At 54.2% G+C, this 16999-nt stretch carries 12 protein-coding genes; 1 reads left to right on the top strand and 11 read right to left on the bottom strand.

All coding sequences use genetic code 11. The annotated features are described in order from the left end of the window. Positions 1 to 11 precede the first annotated feature (11 nt). Positions 12 to 1718: a D-lactate dehydrogenase gene (gene dld / locus AC2A1E_RS13925; RefSeq protein ID WP_484384255.1), complete on the bottom strand. Its 1707-nt coding sequence runs from the start codon at positions 1716 to 1718 to the stop codon at positions 12 to 14. A 2-nt stretch (positions 1719 to 1720) separates the two neighbouring features. Next, positions 1721 to 2533, bottom strand: a complete 813-nt coding sequence (map, locus tag AC2A1E_RS13920) for a type I methionyl aminopeptidase (RefSeq protein ID WP_484384254.1) — start codon at positions 2531 to 2533, stop codon at positions 1721 to 1723. 184 nt (positions 2534 to 2717) lie between these two features. On the opposite strand from map, the gene ddlA reads away from it, so the two are divergent. After that, the gene (gene ddlA / locus AC2A1E_RS13915) at positions 2718 to 3824 is read left to right on the top strand and encodes a D-alanine--D-alanine ligase (RefSeq protein WP_484384253.1); all 1107 of its coding nucleotides are present in this window, start codon (positions 2718 to 2720) and stop codon (positions 3822 to 3824) included. Positions 3825 to 4030: 206 nt separating this feature from the next. On the opposite strand, the gene AC2A1E_RS13910 is transcribed toward ddlA, so the two are convergent. The 9 genes from AC2A1E_RS13910 to vgrG all read right to left on the bottom strand — a co-directional run. Beyond that, complete coding sequence (locus AC2A1E_RS13910) at positions 4031 to 4384, bottom strand: DUF6277 family protein (protein ID WP_484384252.1); 354 nt, start codon at positions 4382 to 4384, stop codon at positions 4031 to 4033. Positions 4385 to 4405: 21 nt separating this feature from the next. Further along, the gene (tssM, locus tag AC2A1E_RS13905) at positions 4406 to 7867 is read right to left on the bottom strand and encodes a type VI secretion system membrane subunit TssM (protein ID WP_484384251.1); all 3462 of its coding nucleotides are present in this window, start codon (positions 7865 to 7867) and stop codon (positions 4406 to 4408) included. A gap of 8 nt (positions 7868 to 7875) precedes the next feature. Next, on the bottom strand, positions 7876 to 9393 hold the full coding sequence (gene icmH, locus AC2A1E_RS13900; protein ID WP_484384250.1) for a type IVB secretion system protein IcmH/DotU: 1518 nt from the start codon (positions 9391 to 9393) through the stop codon (positions 7876 to 7878). Continuing rightward, positions 9390 to 10745 (bottom strand): type VI secretion system baseplate subunit TssK, encoded by a 1356-nt coding sequence (gene tssK, locus AC2A1E_RS13895; protein ID WP_484384249.1) that lies wholly within the window; start codon positions 10743 to 10745, stop codon positions 9390 to 9392. Before tssK ends, icmH begins: the two co-directional genes overlap by 4 nt. A 1-nt stretch (position 10746) precedes the next feature. Next, on the bottom strand, positions 10747 to 11349 hold the full coding sequence (locus tag AC2A1E_RS13890; RefSeq protein ID WP_484384248.1) for a type VI secretion lipoprotein TssJ: 603 nt from the start codon (positions 11347 to 11349) through the stop codon (positions 10747 to 10749). A gap of 273 nt (positions 11350 to 11622) precedes the next feature. Continuing rightward, the gene (locus AC2A1E_RS13885; RefSeq protein ID WP_484384247.1) at positions 11623 to 12240 is read right to left on the bottom strand and encodes a DUF3540 domain-containing protein; all 618 of its coding nucleotides are present in this window, start codon (positions 12238 to 12240) and stop codon (positions 11623 to 11625) included. Then, positions 12233 to 13333, bottom strand: coding sequence for a pentapeptide repeat-containing protein (locus tag AC2A1E_RS13880; protein ID WP_484384246.1), 1101 nt, complete (start codon positions 13331 to 13333; stop codon positions 12233 to 12235). Before AC2A1E_RS13880 ends, AC2A1E_RS13885 begins: the two co-directional genes overlap by 8 nt. A gap of 25 nt (positions 13334 to 13358) precedes the next feature. Further along, a complete protein-coding gene (locus AC2A1E_RS13875; protein ID WP_484384245.1) occupies positions 13359 to 15572 on the bottom strand; it encodes a DUF2169 family type VI secretion system accessory protein in 2214 nt (737 codons plus the stop codon). A 13-nt stretch (positions 15573 to 15585) separates the two neighbouring features. After that, a partial coding sequence (gene vgrG, locus AC2A1E_RS13870) for a type VI secretion system tip protein VgrG (RefSeq protein WP_484384244.1) occupies positions 15586 to 16999 on the bottom strand: 1414 nt, incomplete at its 5' end.

Below are 16999 nucleotides of genomic sequence, written 5' to 3'. Positions count from 1 at the left end.
CTCGCGAATTATCAGCTACGATCGCCCCAGAACTTCTGCTTACTGGTCTTGCCAAGGCCGGGGTTAAAACTGTTGGTGGGATCGGCCTCTTTATAGAAGGCCTGCAAGTCCGGTTTGGCATGATACAGATGGCCGACGTTATGTTCGGCCGGGTATTCCGCACCACGCCGATCGAGGATCGCCAGCATCTGTTCTTTTAACGCATGGCAATCGACGCCTTTTTTCACTACGTAATCCTGATGGAACACGTGGCACATAAAGTGGCCGTAATACAGTTTGTGCACCAGCTGGCCGTCGATTTCCGGCGGCAGGGTTTCGAACCATTCGTTATCGTTGCGGCGCAGAGCGATATCCAACGCCAGAATGTCTTCCACTTCTTTGCTGTGAACGGCGTGATAGCGTATGGCGGCACCCGCAGCGGCGAAGCGGTGCAGGAAGGCTTTTTTGCCTTCTTCCGGTGTGCAAACGAAGAAATCTCCGTTGGCCTGCGCGAAGTAGCTTTGCAGATACTGCTGTGCTTCTGCCACCCCAGGGCCCGACATTTTCAGCAGCAGATGGTGCTCAAAACGGATGCGATACTCTTTCATCCGCTTTGGCAGATGGCTGGGCGCCAGCTTGCTGAGCTTTTGCATTACGCAGTCGGTGAGATTGTGCGGTAACAAAGGCAGCTTGTTGAGGCGGGCATCCACAAAGCCTTTCAGGGTGAAGAAACGGGGTAGCTGGTCGGTACCGAGTTTGTCGATCATCATAAAGGTGTCTTTGCCATACACTTCGGCAATATCGAAGATATCGCGGTGCATGTACTCGCCAGCCACCGGCAGGTTTTCGAACTTGCTCAGCATATGGCGGCGCAGTTCGGTCAACACCGCCGTGTCGTTGGTGCCGATGTAGAACACCTGCTCTTTATCTTCTTTGGCAAAGGTATCCAGACGTACGGCAAACACCGCCAGCTTGCCCGCGCAGCCGGAGGCTTCGTATAAACGGCGTTTATCGGCGTTGAAGCGCGAAGGGGTGTCGGCATCGACGTCGCGCACCCGGCTGGCGTATTCGTTGTCGGAGGCGCGCAGTTCGCCGTATTCAACATCTTCTGGCCGGTAATCCCCTTTCTCTAAACGGTTGAGGATCTCTTCTGGCGTATCACCGAGCTTAATCCCCAGATGATTGACCAGCCGCAACTGCCCATCGGCATCCAGCTTGGCGTACAGCGCCATTTCGGTATAGGCCGGGCCGCGTTTGACCAGTGAGCCGCCGGAGTTATTGCACACGCCGCCGATGACCGAAGCACCGATGCATGAAGAACCGATCACCGAATGCGGTTCACGGCCATAGGGTTTGAGCAACTTTTCCAGTTTGTTCAGCGTGCTGCCAGGGAAACCGATCACCTGTTTACCCTGATCCAGCACCTGGATATGGTCGAGCCGCAGGGTGCTGACGATCACGATCTCGCGATCGTAATCATTGCCGCTGGGCGTGGAACCTTCGGTTAAACCGGTGTTGGCGGCCTGCATGATGACAATTTTATCGGCATCAACGCAGGCTTGCAGGATCTGCCACAGTTGCAGCAGGCGGGTAGGGAACACCACGGCTAATGCTTTACCCTCGCCGGACCGGAAGCCCTTGCGGTAACGTTCGGTGTTGCGCTCGCCGGTCAGCACTTGCATGTTGCCAACGATATTCTTGAGCCGATCAATAAATGCTTGGTTTGTGGACTGTGTCATGGCTAGCTCCCTGTTATTATCTCGTAGCGCTCTGCATACCCGGCCTGACGCTCTTCGTCACGTAGCGTCAGGATTTCTACCCCGCTTGCGGTAACCGCCACGGTGTGCTCCCATTGGGCAGACAGTTTTTTGTCGCGGGTGACCACCGTCCAGCCATCTTTCTTCTGCTTGATGCGGTGATCGCCTTGGTTAATCATCGGTTCGATGGTAAACACCATCCCTTCCTGCAAGACCGTGCCGGTTCCCGGCTGGCCATAATGCAGCACCGCCGGGCCTTCATGCATGGCGCGGCCAATGCCGTGGCCGCAATATTCCCGCACGATGCTGTACCCGGCCTGTTCGGCGTGGTACTGGATCGCGTGGCCGATATCCCCCAGAGTTGCCCCCGGTTTCACCGCGCGAATGCCTTGCCACATTGCCTCGTACACGTTGTTTACCAGCCGCTTGGCGACCGGAGTGATTTGGCCGATAGCGTACATTTTGCTGGAGTCGGCAATAAAACCGCTGTTTTCCAGCGTGATATCCACGTTGACGATCATGCCGGAACGCAGAATTTTACTGGCCGAAGGCATGCCGTGGCAGATCACATCGTCGATCGAGGTATTCAGCACGTAAGGGAAATCATACTGGCCCTTGCTGGCAGGGCGTGATTTCAATTCATCGACGATAAACGCCTCGGTGCGATCGTTAATCTCCATGGTGGTGATGCCTTCGCGGATTGCCCCATCGAGCATAGCAAACACCTTGGCCAACAGCGCACCAGAGTGGCGCATTTTGGCAATCTCTTCCGGCGTTTTGATGACAATCTCTTTCACCCGATCATTTCCTTTAGTGTCAATCCATAAGCGATTTGTCGGTGAATTATATACGCTTTGCAGGGGAGGAGTTTGCTATTCCTCGACACAGGAATTTTCCTGACCGCAGGATTGCTGGCACCAGCCAATACGTTTATTGTAATTAGCGGCTTTTTTGCCATGACTTTTCAGAAGGATTTTCGGCGTGACTAAACTACGTGTTGGGGTGATCTTTGGCGGTAAATCGGCGGAACATGAGGTTTCGCTCCAGTCGGCAAAAAATATTCTGGATGCAATCGACAAAGAGAAGTTTGACGTCACGCCGTTGGGGATTGATAAAACAGGGCAATGGCACATTAACGATGCCTCTAATTTCCTGCTGAATGCGGAAAACCCGGCGCTGATTGCGCTCAATCATTCCAATAAAAATGTCGCGCTGATACCGGGGCAGGAGAAACAACAGCTGATTGCCGCCGATGGTGCCGGTGCGCTGGGCCAGCTCGATGTGGTGTTCCCGATTGTTCACGGCACGCTGGGGGAAGACGGTTCTCTGCAAGGGTTGCTGCGCATGGCCAATATTCCTTTTGTGGGTGCGGGGGTGCTGGGCTCGGCGGTCAGCATGGATAAAGACGTCACCAAACGCCTGTTGCGCGATGCCGGGCTGGCGATCGCCCCTTTTGTGACGCTGACGCGTGCCAACCGCCACCAATACGGTTTTGCGCAATTGACGGAGGCGCTGGGGTTGCCGCTGTTTGTTAAACCGGCCAACCAGGGCTCTTCCGTTGGCGTCAGCAAAGTGCACGACTTGGCCGAATTTGAACAGGCGATCGCGCTGGCATTCAGCTTTGATCACAAAGTGTTGGTGGAATCGGCGATTGTTGGCCGTGAGATCGAATGTGCGGTGTTGGGTAACGATCGGCCGCAGGCCAGCGTTTGCGGTGAAATCGTGTTAAGCGATGAGTTCTACTCTTACGACACCAAATACATTAACGAGCAGGGCGCTCAGGTGGTGGTGCCTGCGGCACTCGATCAGGCGATCAGCGACAAAATCCGCGATGTGGCTTTGCAGGCGTTCAACGCCTTGGATTGCCTGGGCATGGCACGCGTCGACGTATTCCTGACGCCAGATAATCAGGTGATTATCAACGAGATCAATACGCTGCCAGGGTTCACCAATATCAGCATGTACCCGAAACTGTGGGGAGCCAGCGGGGTAAGTTATACCCAGTTGATTACGATATTGATCGAGTTGGCGTTGGAGCGCCATCAGCAGGATCGCGGCTTGAACAGCTCGGTGTTTGATCGACCTTGATATTTTTAGAAGCAGAGAGGCCTACCCTCTCTGCTCAGAGTGCTGACAAAGCCCGTTATTAGGGAGAGCGTGCCGGAGGGGTCGTAGCGGCGTAAGCCGCCGGAGCGCCCCTCGGTGCGCTAGGCCCGGGTATCTCGGGCTAAAAAAACACTTTGTCATCAACTTCAGCAGAGAGGTCACCCTCTCTGCCTTATCGGTTGATCCAATTAGATTTTAGGCACCTTATCAAACATGTTTTTCATCTCCTCAGGAAAACCATTGGATAGGGTGGCCCGTAAGTCATTCATGGCGGTTTCGAAGTCCTTCGGCCGTTCTTCGCTTTGCATTTTCTGATGAGCATCGACATTATCCTGCACCCCACTCAGGATTTTGTTCATATCATCCATCATGGTCTGGCATGACTGGTTTACCGATTGCATGATACTGCGCGCAGCATCTGCTCCTGACATCTCCATATTTTGCATGCCTTTCACAAAAGGCTGCTGTAGCTCAGACTGGGCTTGCTGGCCAAGGCCTGAACTTGACTGCATAACATCTTTTATCGTTTTCGGATCAAGCATTTGATATCTCCTTTATTATGGTTACAGGTTTTTGGGGCACGAAAATTGACTCAGCGCCTGCGACCATAGCGGGTAGTCCTTCATGGTTGAGCTGAGTTCTACTTTGAAAAATCCACCGATCGCGTTCATGGCTATGGTGAGTTCGCGGCTATTGCTGCTGAGCCTCACAGGGTTACTGGCGTCATACATGCGGAAAATCGCCCAAGGTCCGTCAAAGCTGACCGTTTCGACTTTTCCGCCCTGTGTTTTGAACGTCAGGCGGATATAAACCCCGCCCTTTGGTCCTGGCCAGTCAACGCGCATTGGTTGGCTGTAGCCGTGGCTGTAGGTGAGCACCTGCCCATCCACATCCAGCACGGCTTCCAGAATAGTGGGGGACAAGGATATCGGTCTAATAATCATAGACATAGCCATATTGCCAGAAGCGTCAAAGAAAGAGTCACGAATCTGAGAGGCGTGTTCGAATGCGCCAAGGGTTTTTGATGTCACCACACCGGCACTCTCTGGCTTAACCTTCCAACTACTGCCACTAGTATCGACATAAGGTGCCAGATTCTGGTCGAAGAAGTTTTGCATGGCACCCGCTTGGCTGAACATCCTGCTGAAATCGGCGATGCCGATCTCCTCTCTGGCGGAACGGTTGAAAGGATAGCGTCCACTGACGGTCTTATTGCATAAGTCCGAGGCGATAGAGGAAACGCCTTTACCCAGGTTTTCCTTGCTCTGCTGCAAGCTCTGGTTTTGGCCGGTTGACAGCAGATCCATCATCACGCTGCGCACCGGTTCTGGCTGGCGGGCCATGTCGATCTGCAACCGGTTAAAATCACTGTTTTTGGGCAGGATTTGGCCCGCTCGCAGCGATACTGACAGCGTAATCAGTTGGTTGTAGATCTGCTCGAAGGCACTGGCGAGAGGATCGCTGTTACTGGTTGAGGCCTGTTGTAACTGGTTGCCCAGCCGCCGCAGTAGCTCGAAGCGGTCTTCCACACTTTTCTCTGGCGTCAACCGGAAGCGTGAACGTTCGCCGGACATCTGGTCAATCACGTTACGGCGCGTCTGGTTCAGCTTGTTGCGCTGGGTATCGAACCAACCGGCCACATCTCCCTTACTGTCGGCGTTAAGCGTGGTTTCTCGCGTGGCGAAGCGCACCAGATTGGCGAGTGGGGAGGAAGGATCGGAGAATTGTCGTGCTAACAGCGCCGCATCATCCAGATTATTGATTGGGCGGACGCGGATATCATTCAGGAATGTATCCCATTGGTTGGCGTACTCCAGCAGGTAATACTTCCGCGCTTCATCGGATAGCTTCTGTGCTGCTGCCAGCAGGTTGACCTGGCTGACGGAGTCTTTGCCATCACTGAGCACCCAGCTTTGTTCCTGGATCATGGCCTCTGCGTCATCTTGCAGTTGGGCGAGGAACACGTCGTGATAGCCGGCTCGGGTATAAAAACCTGGGATTGCCTGATCGGTCACGGTGCTTGGGCTTTTACGGCGGAGCATCAGGGCGACGCTTGGGCCTGCCATATCCGCCAGCGTAATATTTTCAATGCGCGGCGGCAGCGGTTTGTCCTGAATGCCTTGGACGACCCGAATATGGATTGGGATCCTCATGGCTTTGATACGCGCCGTGCGGATCAACTCATCGTCCATTTTGGCTTTTGGCGCGCTGGCAGAAGTGTCGTCAAACAGTTCCCGCAGATGGTAACTGAACAATTTCTGCTCGCTGAGGGTATAACCCTGCGGGGCAAAATCATTCCAACGGTTCATGAACCAGTTTTCCAACGCTTCCGGCGAGCGGCGCTCCGGGTGGCCGAGCATCAGATAGATTTTCAGGGTGTCGTATCCGTCGTCGTTGCCAGACAGCATCTCTTTACGCAATTCGTTGGTGACGTAATTCTCTACCGCAGGCCAGAAGATCTTGTTCAGATGGCGATGATAGGTTTGCAACATTACCCGGTTGAGCAGGCGGTGTTCAAAGTAGGGGGTCAGCAGCGGAGGGGTACTTTCCAGGAACTGCGTACCGATATAGCCCAATTGCTCAAAGGCGGCAACCAGATCGTCATTAATTTGGCTGGTTAAAGGAATATCTCGCACGATACGTTTGGTCTCTTCAAACCGCGCCGAGGCATAAGCGATATAGTCGTACTCCCAGAAGTAGCGGGCTCCCAGCATCAGCAATGTCATACACAACAGCAGGAGAACCAGCAGATAGCGGCCGATCAGCATCAGGCGATTACGCAACGGCAGCGGCCCTGAAGAATGTAGGATCCCACGTTCGGTGATGGCATGGCTTAGTGCGGGGTGGTAGATCGGCCCGATTGGACGCGTTTCTAAGGTGTCTTCCCAAGAAGACAGCGTCAGGGTACTACCAAACCAAAATTGCCGCAGACAACCGGAATAACCCAGCGGTGTGGCTGGGAATACCTGTTCGAGTAGATGAAACAGTGGCTTTTGCAGTGCGCCCAGGCTTTCTGTAAACAACAGCAGTTGCTGGCGCACTTCAATGTCTGGCGCATCATGAAGGATTTCCAGGACGTAGCGGCTGACTTTAGCCTGTAACTCTCGGTAGCGGGCTTCATCGGCTGCAAAGTCATTATGATTCTGTTCGTTGCAGGTCAGGCTGATACCGAACCCTTCGGCCAGAATGTCTTCACTCATCAGGGAAAGGAATGCCTCACTGCCTGGCAGGTTATCGATATTGTTCAGCAGAAGATAAACGGCGATATCCGTATGGAAACTGGCCGCCACTTCTTGAATGCGAACACGTAGCGTATCCGCCAACGACTTGCGCTCGGTCAGGGAAGCATGCAGCAGCATTTCGGCATCCAGGCACAGAATGATCCCGTCGATACCGGGATAACGCCGATGCTTGCGGATCATCGAGAACAGTTTTTGCTTTGCGAGACCTGCTTCTTCACTTTGGCCGTGTAACAGGATCCATTCGCCAGCCGTATCGATATAAACCGCACGGTCTGTCAGCCACCAGTTACAGTCTTGAGTGGGCCCAACGTCGCTCGTTTGTGCCAGGCCATATTGTTCTGACAGCAAAAAGTGTTCGCCGCTTTCATAGATCAGCGAGGTTTTCCCGCATCCTGGTGGGCCCATGACCAAGAACCAGGGTTTTTCATCAATATAGTGGCGCTTCCTGCGTTCGCGCCAGCGTTGCCAGCGTGTTTTCTGGCCTGCCAGGCTGACATGTTGCAGTGTGCGCAGAGCATCATAAAAACGCGTGGAAACGCGATCCAACTGCACCGTTTTTTTCTTGCGCTGTGGCAGCGGCGCTCGGACATGGCGGAAAACCCAGCCCAGGCAAACCGCGACGAAAGGCCACAGTGCCCAACACAGGATAAGTATGATAATGATTTTACGAACCCAAACTCCGCCCAGCGGGAAATAAGGGCCAATAGCAATCAGTGGGCCCACCCACCAAACGACATAGCAGAGCACCAGGGCGATCATCAAAATCAGAAGTCGGCGTATCATAACGATCCCTATTGTTGTCTATTGGTATCCAAGAGTACGGGGGTACTGCCATCGATGAATTCCTTCATCGCCTGTTCGGCATCGCGTTGGCCGATTTTCCACAGGATGTCGACACGCCGGTTGCGGCGGCGGCCCTCTTCCGTGGCGTTGTCGGCAAGTGGCTCACTTTCACCACGCCCGATAGCGCTAATCTCACGTTGATGTGTCTGATTGATATTGGTGGACTCCCGCAGCTTGTCAGCCACCACGATGGCCCTGGCTTCAGAAAGTTTGATATTTGAGTTACCTGAGTTATTGCGGAAAGGCTTGTTATCCGTATGACCGATAACCTCCAGATCGCCAGGCCATGGCGCCAAGGCTTCACCCAGACGTTCGATATTGCGTTTGTTCAGGAATTCTTCTGAAAGCTGTGCCTGGCCAGTGCGGAATGCGCCGTCCGACGTAAAGATCAGCAGCCAGCCGCGGGGATCTTTACGTACTTCCAGCCAGCCTTCATTCAGGATTTTTGACAGAGGATTGGGGAGTGTTTCCATAATATTGATCTTGCGGGGTTCCGGTGGCACCCACGCCAGGATATCGCTGCGGATCTTGCTCGATTGCTCGTGCAGATACCAGGCGCTGATACCGTAAGCGCACAGACACACCATCAGCCCATAGCAGAGAATTTTTAACGCTTTGACGTAGGTTCGCCGTGGCGAACCTACGTCGGCCTGGGCGATAGCCAGTGACTCGGTGGCATTCTGTGCATAGAGTAGGATATGCAGGCGGTTACGCAGATCCATCAACAGCATTGCACCGTGTTCGATCATGCGGAATTTACCCTCAAATCCCATTGATAGGATCAGATCGTAAAACTCCAGTACTTGCCGGTTCTGTTTCGGTGATGCCAGATACCCTTGCAGATGTTCAAAGCAGTCCTCTCCGCCCCAAGCATCACGATGGAACTCCACCAGCAAACTTTGGTTGAACGATTCAGAGCTTTGCAGGCCCGAGAAAATACCGTCGATGTAGGTACAACACAGATAAGAGAGGTGGTGAATATCGTCCACCGGGCAGTTTTTTTTCTGCAAATGCTGCTGAAAATACTGAATTTCCCTGACGATAGGTGGCCTGATTTCGGCCACTCTGGCTTCGGAATGTGAACGGAAGCGTTCCACTAGCAATAGCAGCGGCATCGCAGCGGCGATATAGGGGTTATCCCAGGTCCCAGATACCACGCCAGGGCGATCGGGGATTACCCGGTAGTTTTTAGCCTGCGATGGCGGCATTCTGGCGATGCCGCCGGTGGCGGCAACATCGTTATCGGCTGAATAACCGGCCATCGTCGGTTCCACGGCTTCGCTATCTTCTTCCCCTGCGTCAGGTTGTGAACGTGAGGACTTGCTACTTTTCGGGATAATGCCGCTCAGCGATGACACGCTGCTTTTGGCTTGCCAGATCGGGTTGGTTAACGATTGTTCCGCATGCCGTGCGCCATTGCGCGCGGCTGAAATCGCCTCACGGATCTGGCGTTCAAAATCATTCATCCGATTCTCCCTTGCCTTAATCCCCAGGCTTCAAAACGCAATTCAGGGAAGTCACCAACGATACTGAGTGCGATGGCGGTGCCCGACATCATCTCCTGATAGATCGGGTCGGAATGGTCAACCTCAAAATAGACACTGTTGGGGTAATAAGGGATATGCCTTGGCGGCGAAGCCATTGGCATCATCCTGGCACCCGGGAGTTGCAGGTCGATCAACTGAACGATTTTCTCGACGGGGCCCAGTTTGGTTTGCGCCGGGAAGTAGGCACGTATGGTGTCTGCGGGCAGTTTTGCGCTGACGGTAAAGACCAGTTTCTCCAGCCGCAGTTGGGTATCGTTCTGGCACAGATAGATGTTATCGCCGCGTTCAACAAAGGGCAGAGCGACCGCCGGGGCTTCGATCACCAGCGACAGCGCGCGGCGCAGGGCGGCGAAGAGAGAGAAGTAGCCATTGTGAGGTTCGTGATGAGCGTAGAGCAAATCTGGCCGCGCCCAGGGTTTCTCTCCCCCCGGAATGGTACTCAACCGGCCAAGCAGCCCCAACAGTAGCTGGAATAGCCATTCTGGATGAATCTGGCGCTGCGTCAGAATATGCGAGAGTTTTAGATTGTATTCACTGAGGGTTTGCAGCAATAACAACTCCAGCAGTTCGGATAAACCGCCCATGGAGAGCGGGACATCCGGGCGGTAGACCGCTTCCAATCGTTGTACTATCAGGCCAAGGAGTTCGGTGGTGGCATTTTCCAGCCAGCCTGTCGCCCGGAAATCCAGCATCGGTGGCAGAAACTTGTCGTCCAGAATCAAGCGGCCATCCCGGGTACGTTCCTTGATAAAGGCAACCGGCAGCATGGACTCCGCATCACTGACCGCGCCGCGCAGATTCAGCCGGGTCTGGAGCTGCCCGAGCTGTAGGGTAGCGATCAGCGGTGTCCCCTCTGCGGCAATGCCATGGTTACGATCCTGGACTTCCGCATCCAATGCGGTAAATCGGCTGCCCTGTTTGCCCCCGGTCAGATCGATGTAGGTGTTGCCAGGGATATCCATCAGAACGGAAAGACAGATCACGTTGCCCTGGCAGTTCTCTCCGGGCTCAAAAGGCAGCGGTAGCGGCTCGCTGTCCCCCATATGGAAGGGGGTGCCGTCAGGGAACACACCACTGGCCTGGTTCAAGGCGAATTTGCCCTGATCCAGCAATCCTTGATTAATACTCAGCGCCTGGAACCCCCAGGCTAGCGCACCCATACTGCGTGCGCGCATATCGATGAGATGTTCCAGGTAACGTTCCTGCTGCTGGAAGTGCTGGGGTTCCATCAGCATCCCTTCTACCCAGGCAACACGTTGTTTAGGCAACATATTATTCTTCCTTTGAAACGTCTGTGGCCAGGTTCGGAAGCAGCGTCAAGTTACTGCCATCCACGCGGACCACGGGCTTGAAATCAGTACGGGCAACGGACTTCAATTGCATGAGGTTTTTCCCTTCGTTCATGTTTTGAAATTCAGCGGCAATCACCAGCCAGCGATCCTGATCGAAAGGGACTTCTCGCAGATATTGGCGCGTCTCCAAGGGCGCCAGGATGTATTGACTCACGCTGACAACCTCACCGCCGGTATTGATCGCGGTGCAGGGGGTCCCTTGGTACAGGTCTGGTGGAGACCAGCCATCGAGGTTGGTTTCGATGATGCAGATTTTTACCGGCTGTGCCCGGCCGTTTGGCCCGGGGTTAATGATGGGGGCGGCATTCAGTTGCATCACGATTTGCCGCTGCTGCGGCGGAATTTCCGGTGCGGAGGAAAACCAACTGCAACCGCTGAGTAGTGCCCATCCGGCCAGGGTGAATAAATGAAGAGGTCGTAATAGGTTATGCATTGATAAAGCACTTGGTTTGGCTGGGTACCATTTGAGTCGCCACAGCGTTGCCGTTGTTGGTGGTACCTGAGTCTCCCAGACGTGTGGCATAACTCCCTCCGTAAGTGACTTTTGCCGATCCATTAAGCGGTGTGTAAGTGCTATCTCTTGTCCCACTAGCGGCACCCTGGCCTGCGCCATAGTCCACGGTGGACGGGCGATTCGAAGTTCCAGTCAACGGATGTCCACCTGATTGGTAATATTTTGTAGCACTGGAGACAGCCGTAGCATTAGGGGCATCGTTTGGCCCCGGTGCTATGGTCATGGGAGAAACGGCGTTATGGCTCACCCCAGCTTTATCGTTATCGCTCGCAGTCATTTGGCTTACCCCATATGGATCTGCCCGCCGTCAATTCTCAGCACGGCAGAGGCATTTAATGAACCGATTCGGCTATTGATGATTAAGCTTTGCTCCGCCTGCTGGTTGATATGACGGGCCTGGATTTCATCGGTATTTTCCACCTGTCGATGGGCATGTTTCGCCTTAACGAACAGGGTATCGACCACCTGATGCAGGGTTTTGGCTACCCATTGGCTGGTGTGCGCCAGCAAGGAGAAGTGGCCGGTATGGATTTCGACGCGCTCAGGGCTGTGGATCTCCAAGGCCGGCACCAGCAGGTGCAACGGCACGTTGCCACTGTTCAGCATCAAGGGGGCTTCCGGCTGTTGGCGTTGCAGAACGGCGGTGACAAACGCTTGGCGCTGACATAAAACGGCGCTCACCAGATCGCCGGCCTGCGGTTGCACCAGGCAACTGGCTGCCGTCACCAACGTTAACGCCGTATGATGCTGAAGACAGAGCTGGCCGCGATCGTCCAGCGTGACATGGTCTGTGATGATGGTGGGCACCAGGTGTACTCTGCCGATTCTTGTTCGTATGCGCGAAGGGCGGTGCGCGCTGGTGGTGTGGCGAGTGGTGACAATGGGAATGAGTTCAGACATAGCGGCTAGCTCCTGAAGGAATAGAAGATGATTGGGTTTGCGGCCCTGGTTGGTGTAGGTCATACCAACTGTCGATCTGCACCAGTAACGGATCCGGCAAGGCTAATGGCGTATCCAGCGTTTGTAGCTGTGCGCCGTGCAGCCGGGTTGAGTATATTTTGCAGGCTTGCAACGATGAGGTGCGCAGGTTGCAGCTGCGCAGATCGGCCCGGCTTAGATTGACCTGGGTTAAATCACACCGTTCCAACTGGGCACGCAGCAGTGAAGCCTGTTGCAAATTGGCGGCATTCAGGTTGCAAGCGCTCAGTTTGGCATCGACAAAGCGGGCTCCTTGCAGTTGTGCCAACGTAAAGTCACAGTGTTCGAGGGTGGCCTCACTGAACCGTGCCGAGTTAAGGTTGCTCTCGCTCAGTTGGCACTTCATCAACAGGGTCTTGTGGAAACTGGCATTTTGCAGGGGTAACTTGCGCAGATCGGTTTGCGTCAGTTGGCAATCGCTCCAGACCAGGGTCTCACCGCTGATCTCCTGATAGCGGCACTGGTTCAGCGTGCAACATCCCATCACCTGGCGGAGAATATTCACCCGCTGCCAATCGGCCTGCGACAGCGCACTGCCATACCAACTGGCGTCTTGCAGGCTGCCATCGAGCATCTTCAGATCGGTGATAAGCGTATTGGCAACGGTCAGATAAGAAAGCTGAAGATCCTGCCAGTGGATCTGCTCCATCTGGCAATTGGCCAACAGCCAGCTTTCAATCTGGCAGCGGTGCAGCGCACACTGCCGCCATTGGCTTTCTACACAGCTCAGTTGATAGGCAGACAAATCACTGGCATCAATCTGGTGCAGATGGCTGTAGCGGAATGTGCAGCGCTCCAGGCTGCCGCCAGCCTGCAGTTTAACCTGGGTAAAACTGCAGTTTTCGAAATGACAATCGCGGATTGTGCCGCCGTTGATGACGAGATCCGAGAAGCTGCAATCAGTAAAATAGACCTTTGAAAGCAACACGTGATTCAGCGTGCGGCCCTTGAAATGCTTGCCAACGATCTGTCGTGGCTCTTTCGGCGGGATCGCCGTGTTTACTAACTCGCTCATTCTGTTCTCCTGTCAGAAGGCCAATTTATGCGGGCACTTTGTAGCGCCGAGGAAGCCAATGGGTTTTCTCAAGCAGGCATTGTTCAAAGCGGGTGGCCAGGTTCTGGCTGGTCATAGCCAGGCTGGCACCAATCAGGTTGCAATGCTGAAAGCAGGTATCACGCAGATCGGCGTTATACAGCATGCTCTGTTGCAGACTGGTGGCTTGCCAGAGGCTGCGCGTCAGACAGGCATCCTTCAGGCGCAGCAGTGCCATATCACAAGAGGTAATGGTGGCCTGATCCAGGTTGGCTTTATCGCAGCATCCTTCCAGCAGTGAGCAGTGGCTGAAGGTGCTGGCCTGTAGGTTGGCTTTAGTGAATCCCACCTTTTCCATACTGCATTGCTCAAAGTGGCTTTCTGATAAGTCGACCCCAAGGCCGGTGGTGAAGCTGTAGATTTGGCAGCGGGTAAAGCTTATGCCTCGCCAGTTACTGTCGATGAACGAGCTTTTCTCCAGCGTGCTGTCGACGAATTTGGCCTCTAAGCCGCTACATTGCTCGAAAATGCACGAGGTCAATAAACACCCGTTATGTTGGGATTGGTTGAACAGGGTCTCAGAGAAAAAGCTGCCGTCCAGCGTGCATTGCTCGAACTGGCTGTGGGTGAAATCCCCGTGTTTGACAGTGCAGTGCTGCCAGCGAAAATCGGTGAAACGGCACTGGAGGAACTGGGCGGATTCCATGGTGACCTTCTCATACAGGCAATGGTCGAGGTGGGTATTTTTGAAGACGGTGTGGTTGATAAAACACCCGCTCAGATGCACGTTACGCCACTGTGCCTCTTCGATCTGACAGTGTATGAACTGACAAGACTCAAAGGTGCAATCGGCCAGTGTGGTACCCAGTAAGCGGCAATGGTTAAAGGTGCAATAGCGAAAATGCCGGTTTTGCAGCGTCAACGCCGAGAAGTCGGTGCCGCTGAAGGTGAGATTTTTTGCGCTGTCCTCATTGCGCTGTAGCCACAAGGTTCCTGCCTCTCCGTCTGTTGCAGGCGGTGCCTGGACGCTTTGAGGGAGTTCTGGTTGCTGTTGCTGCTGATTTTGTTCGATGGCTTCGCGTATCTCCTGATAAAAGCGTTGACTCACTTCTGCGGGTTGTGGGGTGGCTTGGTAACGTTTGGAATAGGGATGATCGGCCAAATCGCGAATTACGTTCAGCGGCATGTCAACGGGCATCAGTTCCTGATCGTTCAGGAAGGCAAAACTCTGCGCGCCTGTTACGCTACGGCGGGTGTAAACCTGTTGATAATGTTCAGCTTCACGTAACGACTGGACGCCATCCAACCCGACTAGCAGGGTTTGCACCGGTTCATCAAACAGGTGGGTGAGTGGCACATTGCCGGTAAAGACCAACAGGCCGACGTCCTGGTCCGGCAGTAACCACAGGGTTTTGCGCTGTAGCGGCAGCTCTTGTGACAGAGATTCGTTTTGCGGCCAGATAAAAGCCCGTGCCCGCACGGCAGGGAAGTTGCCAGCCAATACCGCGCCGTTGGGACGAAAACCCTGAAGCTCATAAGGAACGCTATCGGGCCATTCGGCGGTGTTCAGCCACTGTGATGGTGGTGCCATCTGGAAATAACGGTGATCGATACCCGGTGGCAACCCAGGGAAATAGGTTTCCAGATAATGCTTATCCTTCATGGAAGAGGAGACGTTATCCAAATAGGTTTTACGCAGTTGAAAATCATGGGGGATTGGGGTCGGTGCCGCCAGCGGAGAACGGACGATCGCTGCCCCGTCAAAGCCTATCGACATCAGCGTAGGGTTGCTGCTGTCGCTGTAGCCGCGGCCCAATGGGTTTTCTTTACAGCCTTTTCCACCCCAGCTCTGCGTATGATCCATCGGCATACGGCTAAATGGTTTGGTCTGTATGCCTGCTTTATGACTTTCGCCTTCAATACGCCAGCGACGCGACAGTGACCCCACCTTAACCTGAACATCTAGCGTGCGAACCTTTTCGCCGATACCAGCGTGCCCGGCCAATAAATATTCGGCAAACGGCTTGGGTTCCGCGCAGTCCAACATCTGGAATGAACGGGGGGCGGTCTGCAAAGCATGCCAGATCTGAGGGGAGGTCACGAAGTGGCCGGGTTTTGATAAATAAAAACCGGCGACAACGCTGATACCCATATGGCTTTCCCGCCCGATCTGGTAGCTGTTTTTCAGTATCACCAACTGTTGTGGATAAATGGTGCGCATCTTTTTCCCTTGTTTAATTCTTCATCTGCATGCCGACGGTCTTCAGATCGACACCCTTGTCCGAGTACTGCATGCCGGTATAACTGATGCCCAACCCGGTATTGCTGATGCTGCAACCGGTGTTGCTGATGCTGTTACCGGTGTTGCTGATACTGCAACCGACCGCGCTCACGACGCTTCCGGTAGTACTGATGCTGCTACCGACAGTATTTACGCTACAACCCGTGGTGTTGATGCTACTGCCAGTGGTCGTGATGCTGCTGCCAGTCATACCGACGCTGCAGCCGGTAACGCTGGTAACAGATCCTGTAGTATTCATGCTGATACCGGTCTGGCTGGTGCTGCTTCCTACGCAGCTGAAAGCGACGCCGGTAAAGGAGGCGCTTTCACCGGTCATGCTGGTACTCTCGCCGGTCTGACTGGTATTTTTACCGGTGATGCTGCTGTTCATGCCGGTGATGCTGTGGTTGCTGCCGGTGATGCTGTTACTGCAACCGGTAAAGGAATTGCTATTGCCGGTCAGTGAGGTGTTCATGCCGGTCATGCTGGTACTCATTCCGGTGAAGGAGGTACTCAGGCCCGTGAACGACGTATTCACTCCGGTAAATGAGGTATTAACGCCGGTAAAAGAGGTATTAATCAGGGTTAGACTGGTACCTAGGCCGGTTAACGAAAAATTGACGCCAGTGGCGGAAATACCCATCCCTTTGGCAGACACATCAAAGCCGGTTACCGAAAAGTTGACGTCTTTATACGAGACATGATTGCTGAACCAATCGGTTTTGGTACGCTCTACCGTTTCATATTGATCCTGGCCAACGGCGGTGGCGCAGTTGCGCTCGATGGTTTTCTGTAAATCGCGCTCGGCATGCAGCATGACCCGCTCGCTACCGCGTTTATCATCGAAGGTCAGTTGGCTGGCATGCTGTGGTTGGCCAAAGCGCAGTGAACGGGAAACAAAGCCCGAGTAATTGATCTGTTCAGGTAGGCGGTAAGGCGGTGGGTTTTCCCCGTTGTAAACGATCCCTGTGACCATTGGTCGATCCAGATCGCCATCGACGTAGTTGACCAGCACCTCCTGGCCGACGCGTGGCATGGCCAGGACGCCCCAGCCTTTACCTGCCCAGGCCTGGACCACGCGGATCCAGCAGGAACTGTCTTCTTCGGTGGTTTTATAGCGATCCCAATGGAAGTGAACGCGGATTCGCGCAAACTTGTCGGTATGAACCTCCGATTCACGTGCGCCAACCACGGTAGCGCTCTGAACGCCGGGCACCTGTGGCCGAGGGGTAACACACAACGGGCGATAGACGATATCGTCATTAAGCGCCATAAAGCGGCAGACAACATTGCGCCCATGGCTGCCGCTGTCAGGCCCGTCCTGTAGAAAACTGTAGTCACAGGCCAGTAACTTGAAGGCGCGGTTG

Source organism: Serratia sp. HNCC26DJ206 (assembly GCF_057180605.1).
This window is presented reverse-complemented; position numbering and strand designations above follow the sequence as displayed.

Bases quoted from the DNA above. Each gene is read 5' to 3' on its own strand.
- dld (WP_484384255.1), bottom strand. From the start codon at position 1,718: ATGACACAGTCCACAAACCAAGCATTTATTGATCGGCTCAAGAATATC.
- AC2A1E_RS13910 (WP_484384252.1), bottom strand. From the start codon at position 4,384: ATGCTTGATCCGAAAACGATAAAAGATGTTATGCAGTCAAGTTCAGGC.
- tssM (WP_484384251.1), bottom strand. From the start codon at position 7,867: ATGATACGCCGACTTCTGATTTTGATGATCGCCCTGGTGCTCTGCTAT.
- icmH (WP_484384250.1), bottom strand. From the start codon at position 9,393: ATGAATGATTTTGAACGCCAGATCCGTGAGGCGATTTCAGCCGCGCGC.
- tssK (WP_484384249.1), bottom strand. From the start codon at position 10,745: ATGTTGCCTAAACAACGTGTTGCCTGGGTAGAAGGGATGCTGATGGAA.
- AC2A1E_RS13890 (WP_484384248.1), bottom strand. From the start codon at position 11,349: ATGCCACACGTCTGGGAGACTCAGGTACCACCAACAACGGCAACGCTG.
- AC2A1E_RS13885 (WP_484384247.1), bottom strand. From the start codon at position 12,240: ATGTCTGAACTCATTCCCATTGTCACCACTCGCCACACCACCAGCGCG.
- AC2A1E_RS13880 (WP_484384246.1), bottom strand. From the start codon at position 13,333: ATGAGCGAGTTAGTAAACACGGCGATCCCGCCGAAAGAGCCACGACAG.
- AC2A1E_RS13875 (WP_484384245.1), bottom strand. From the start codon at position 15,572: ATGCGCACCATTTATCCACAACAGTTGGTGATACTGAAAAACAGCTAC.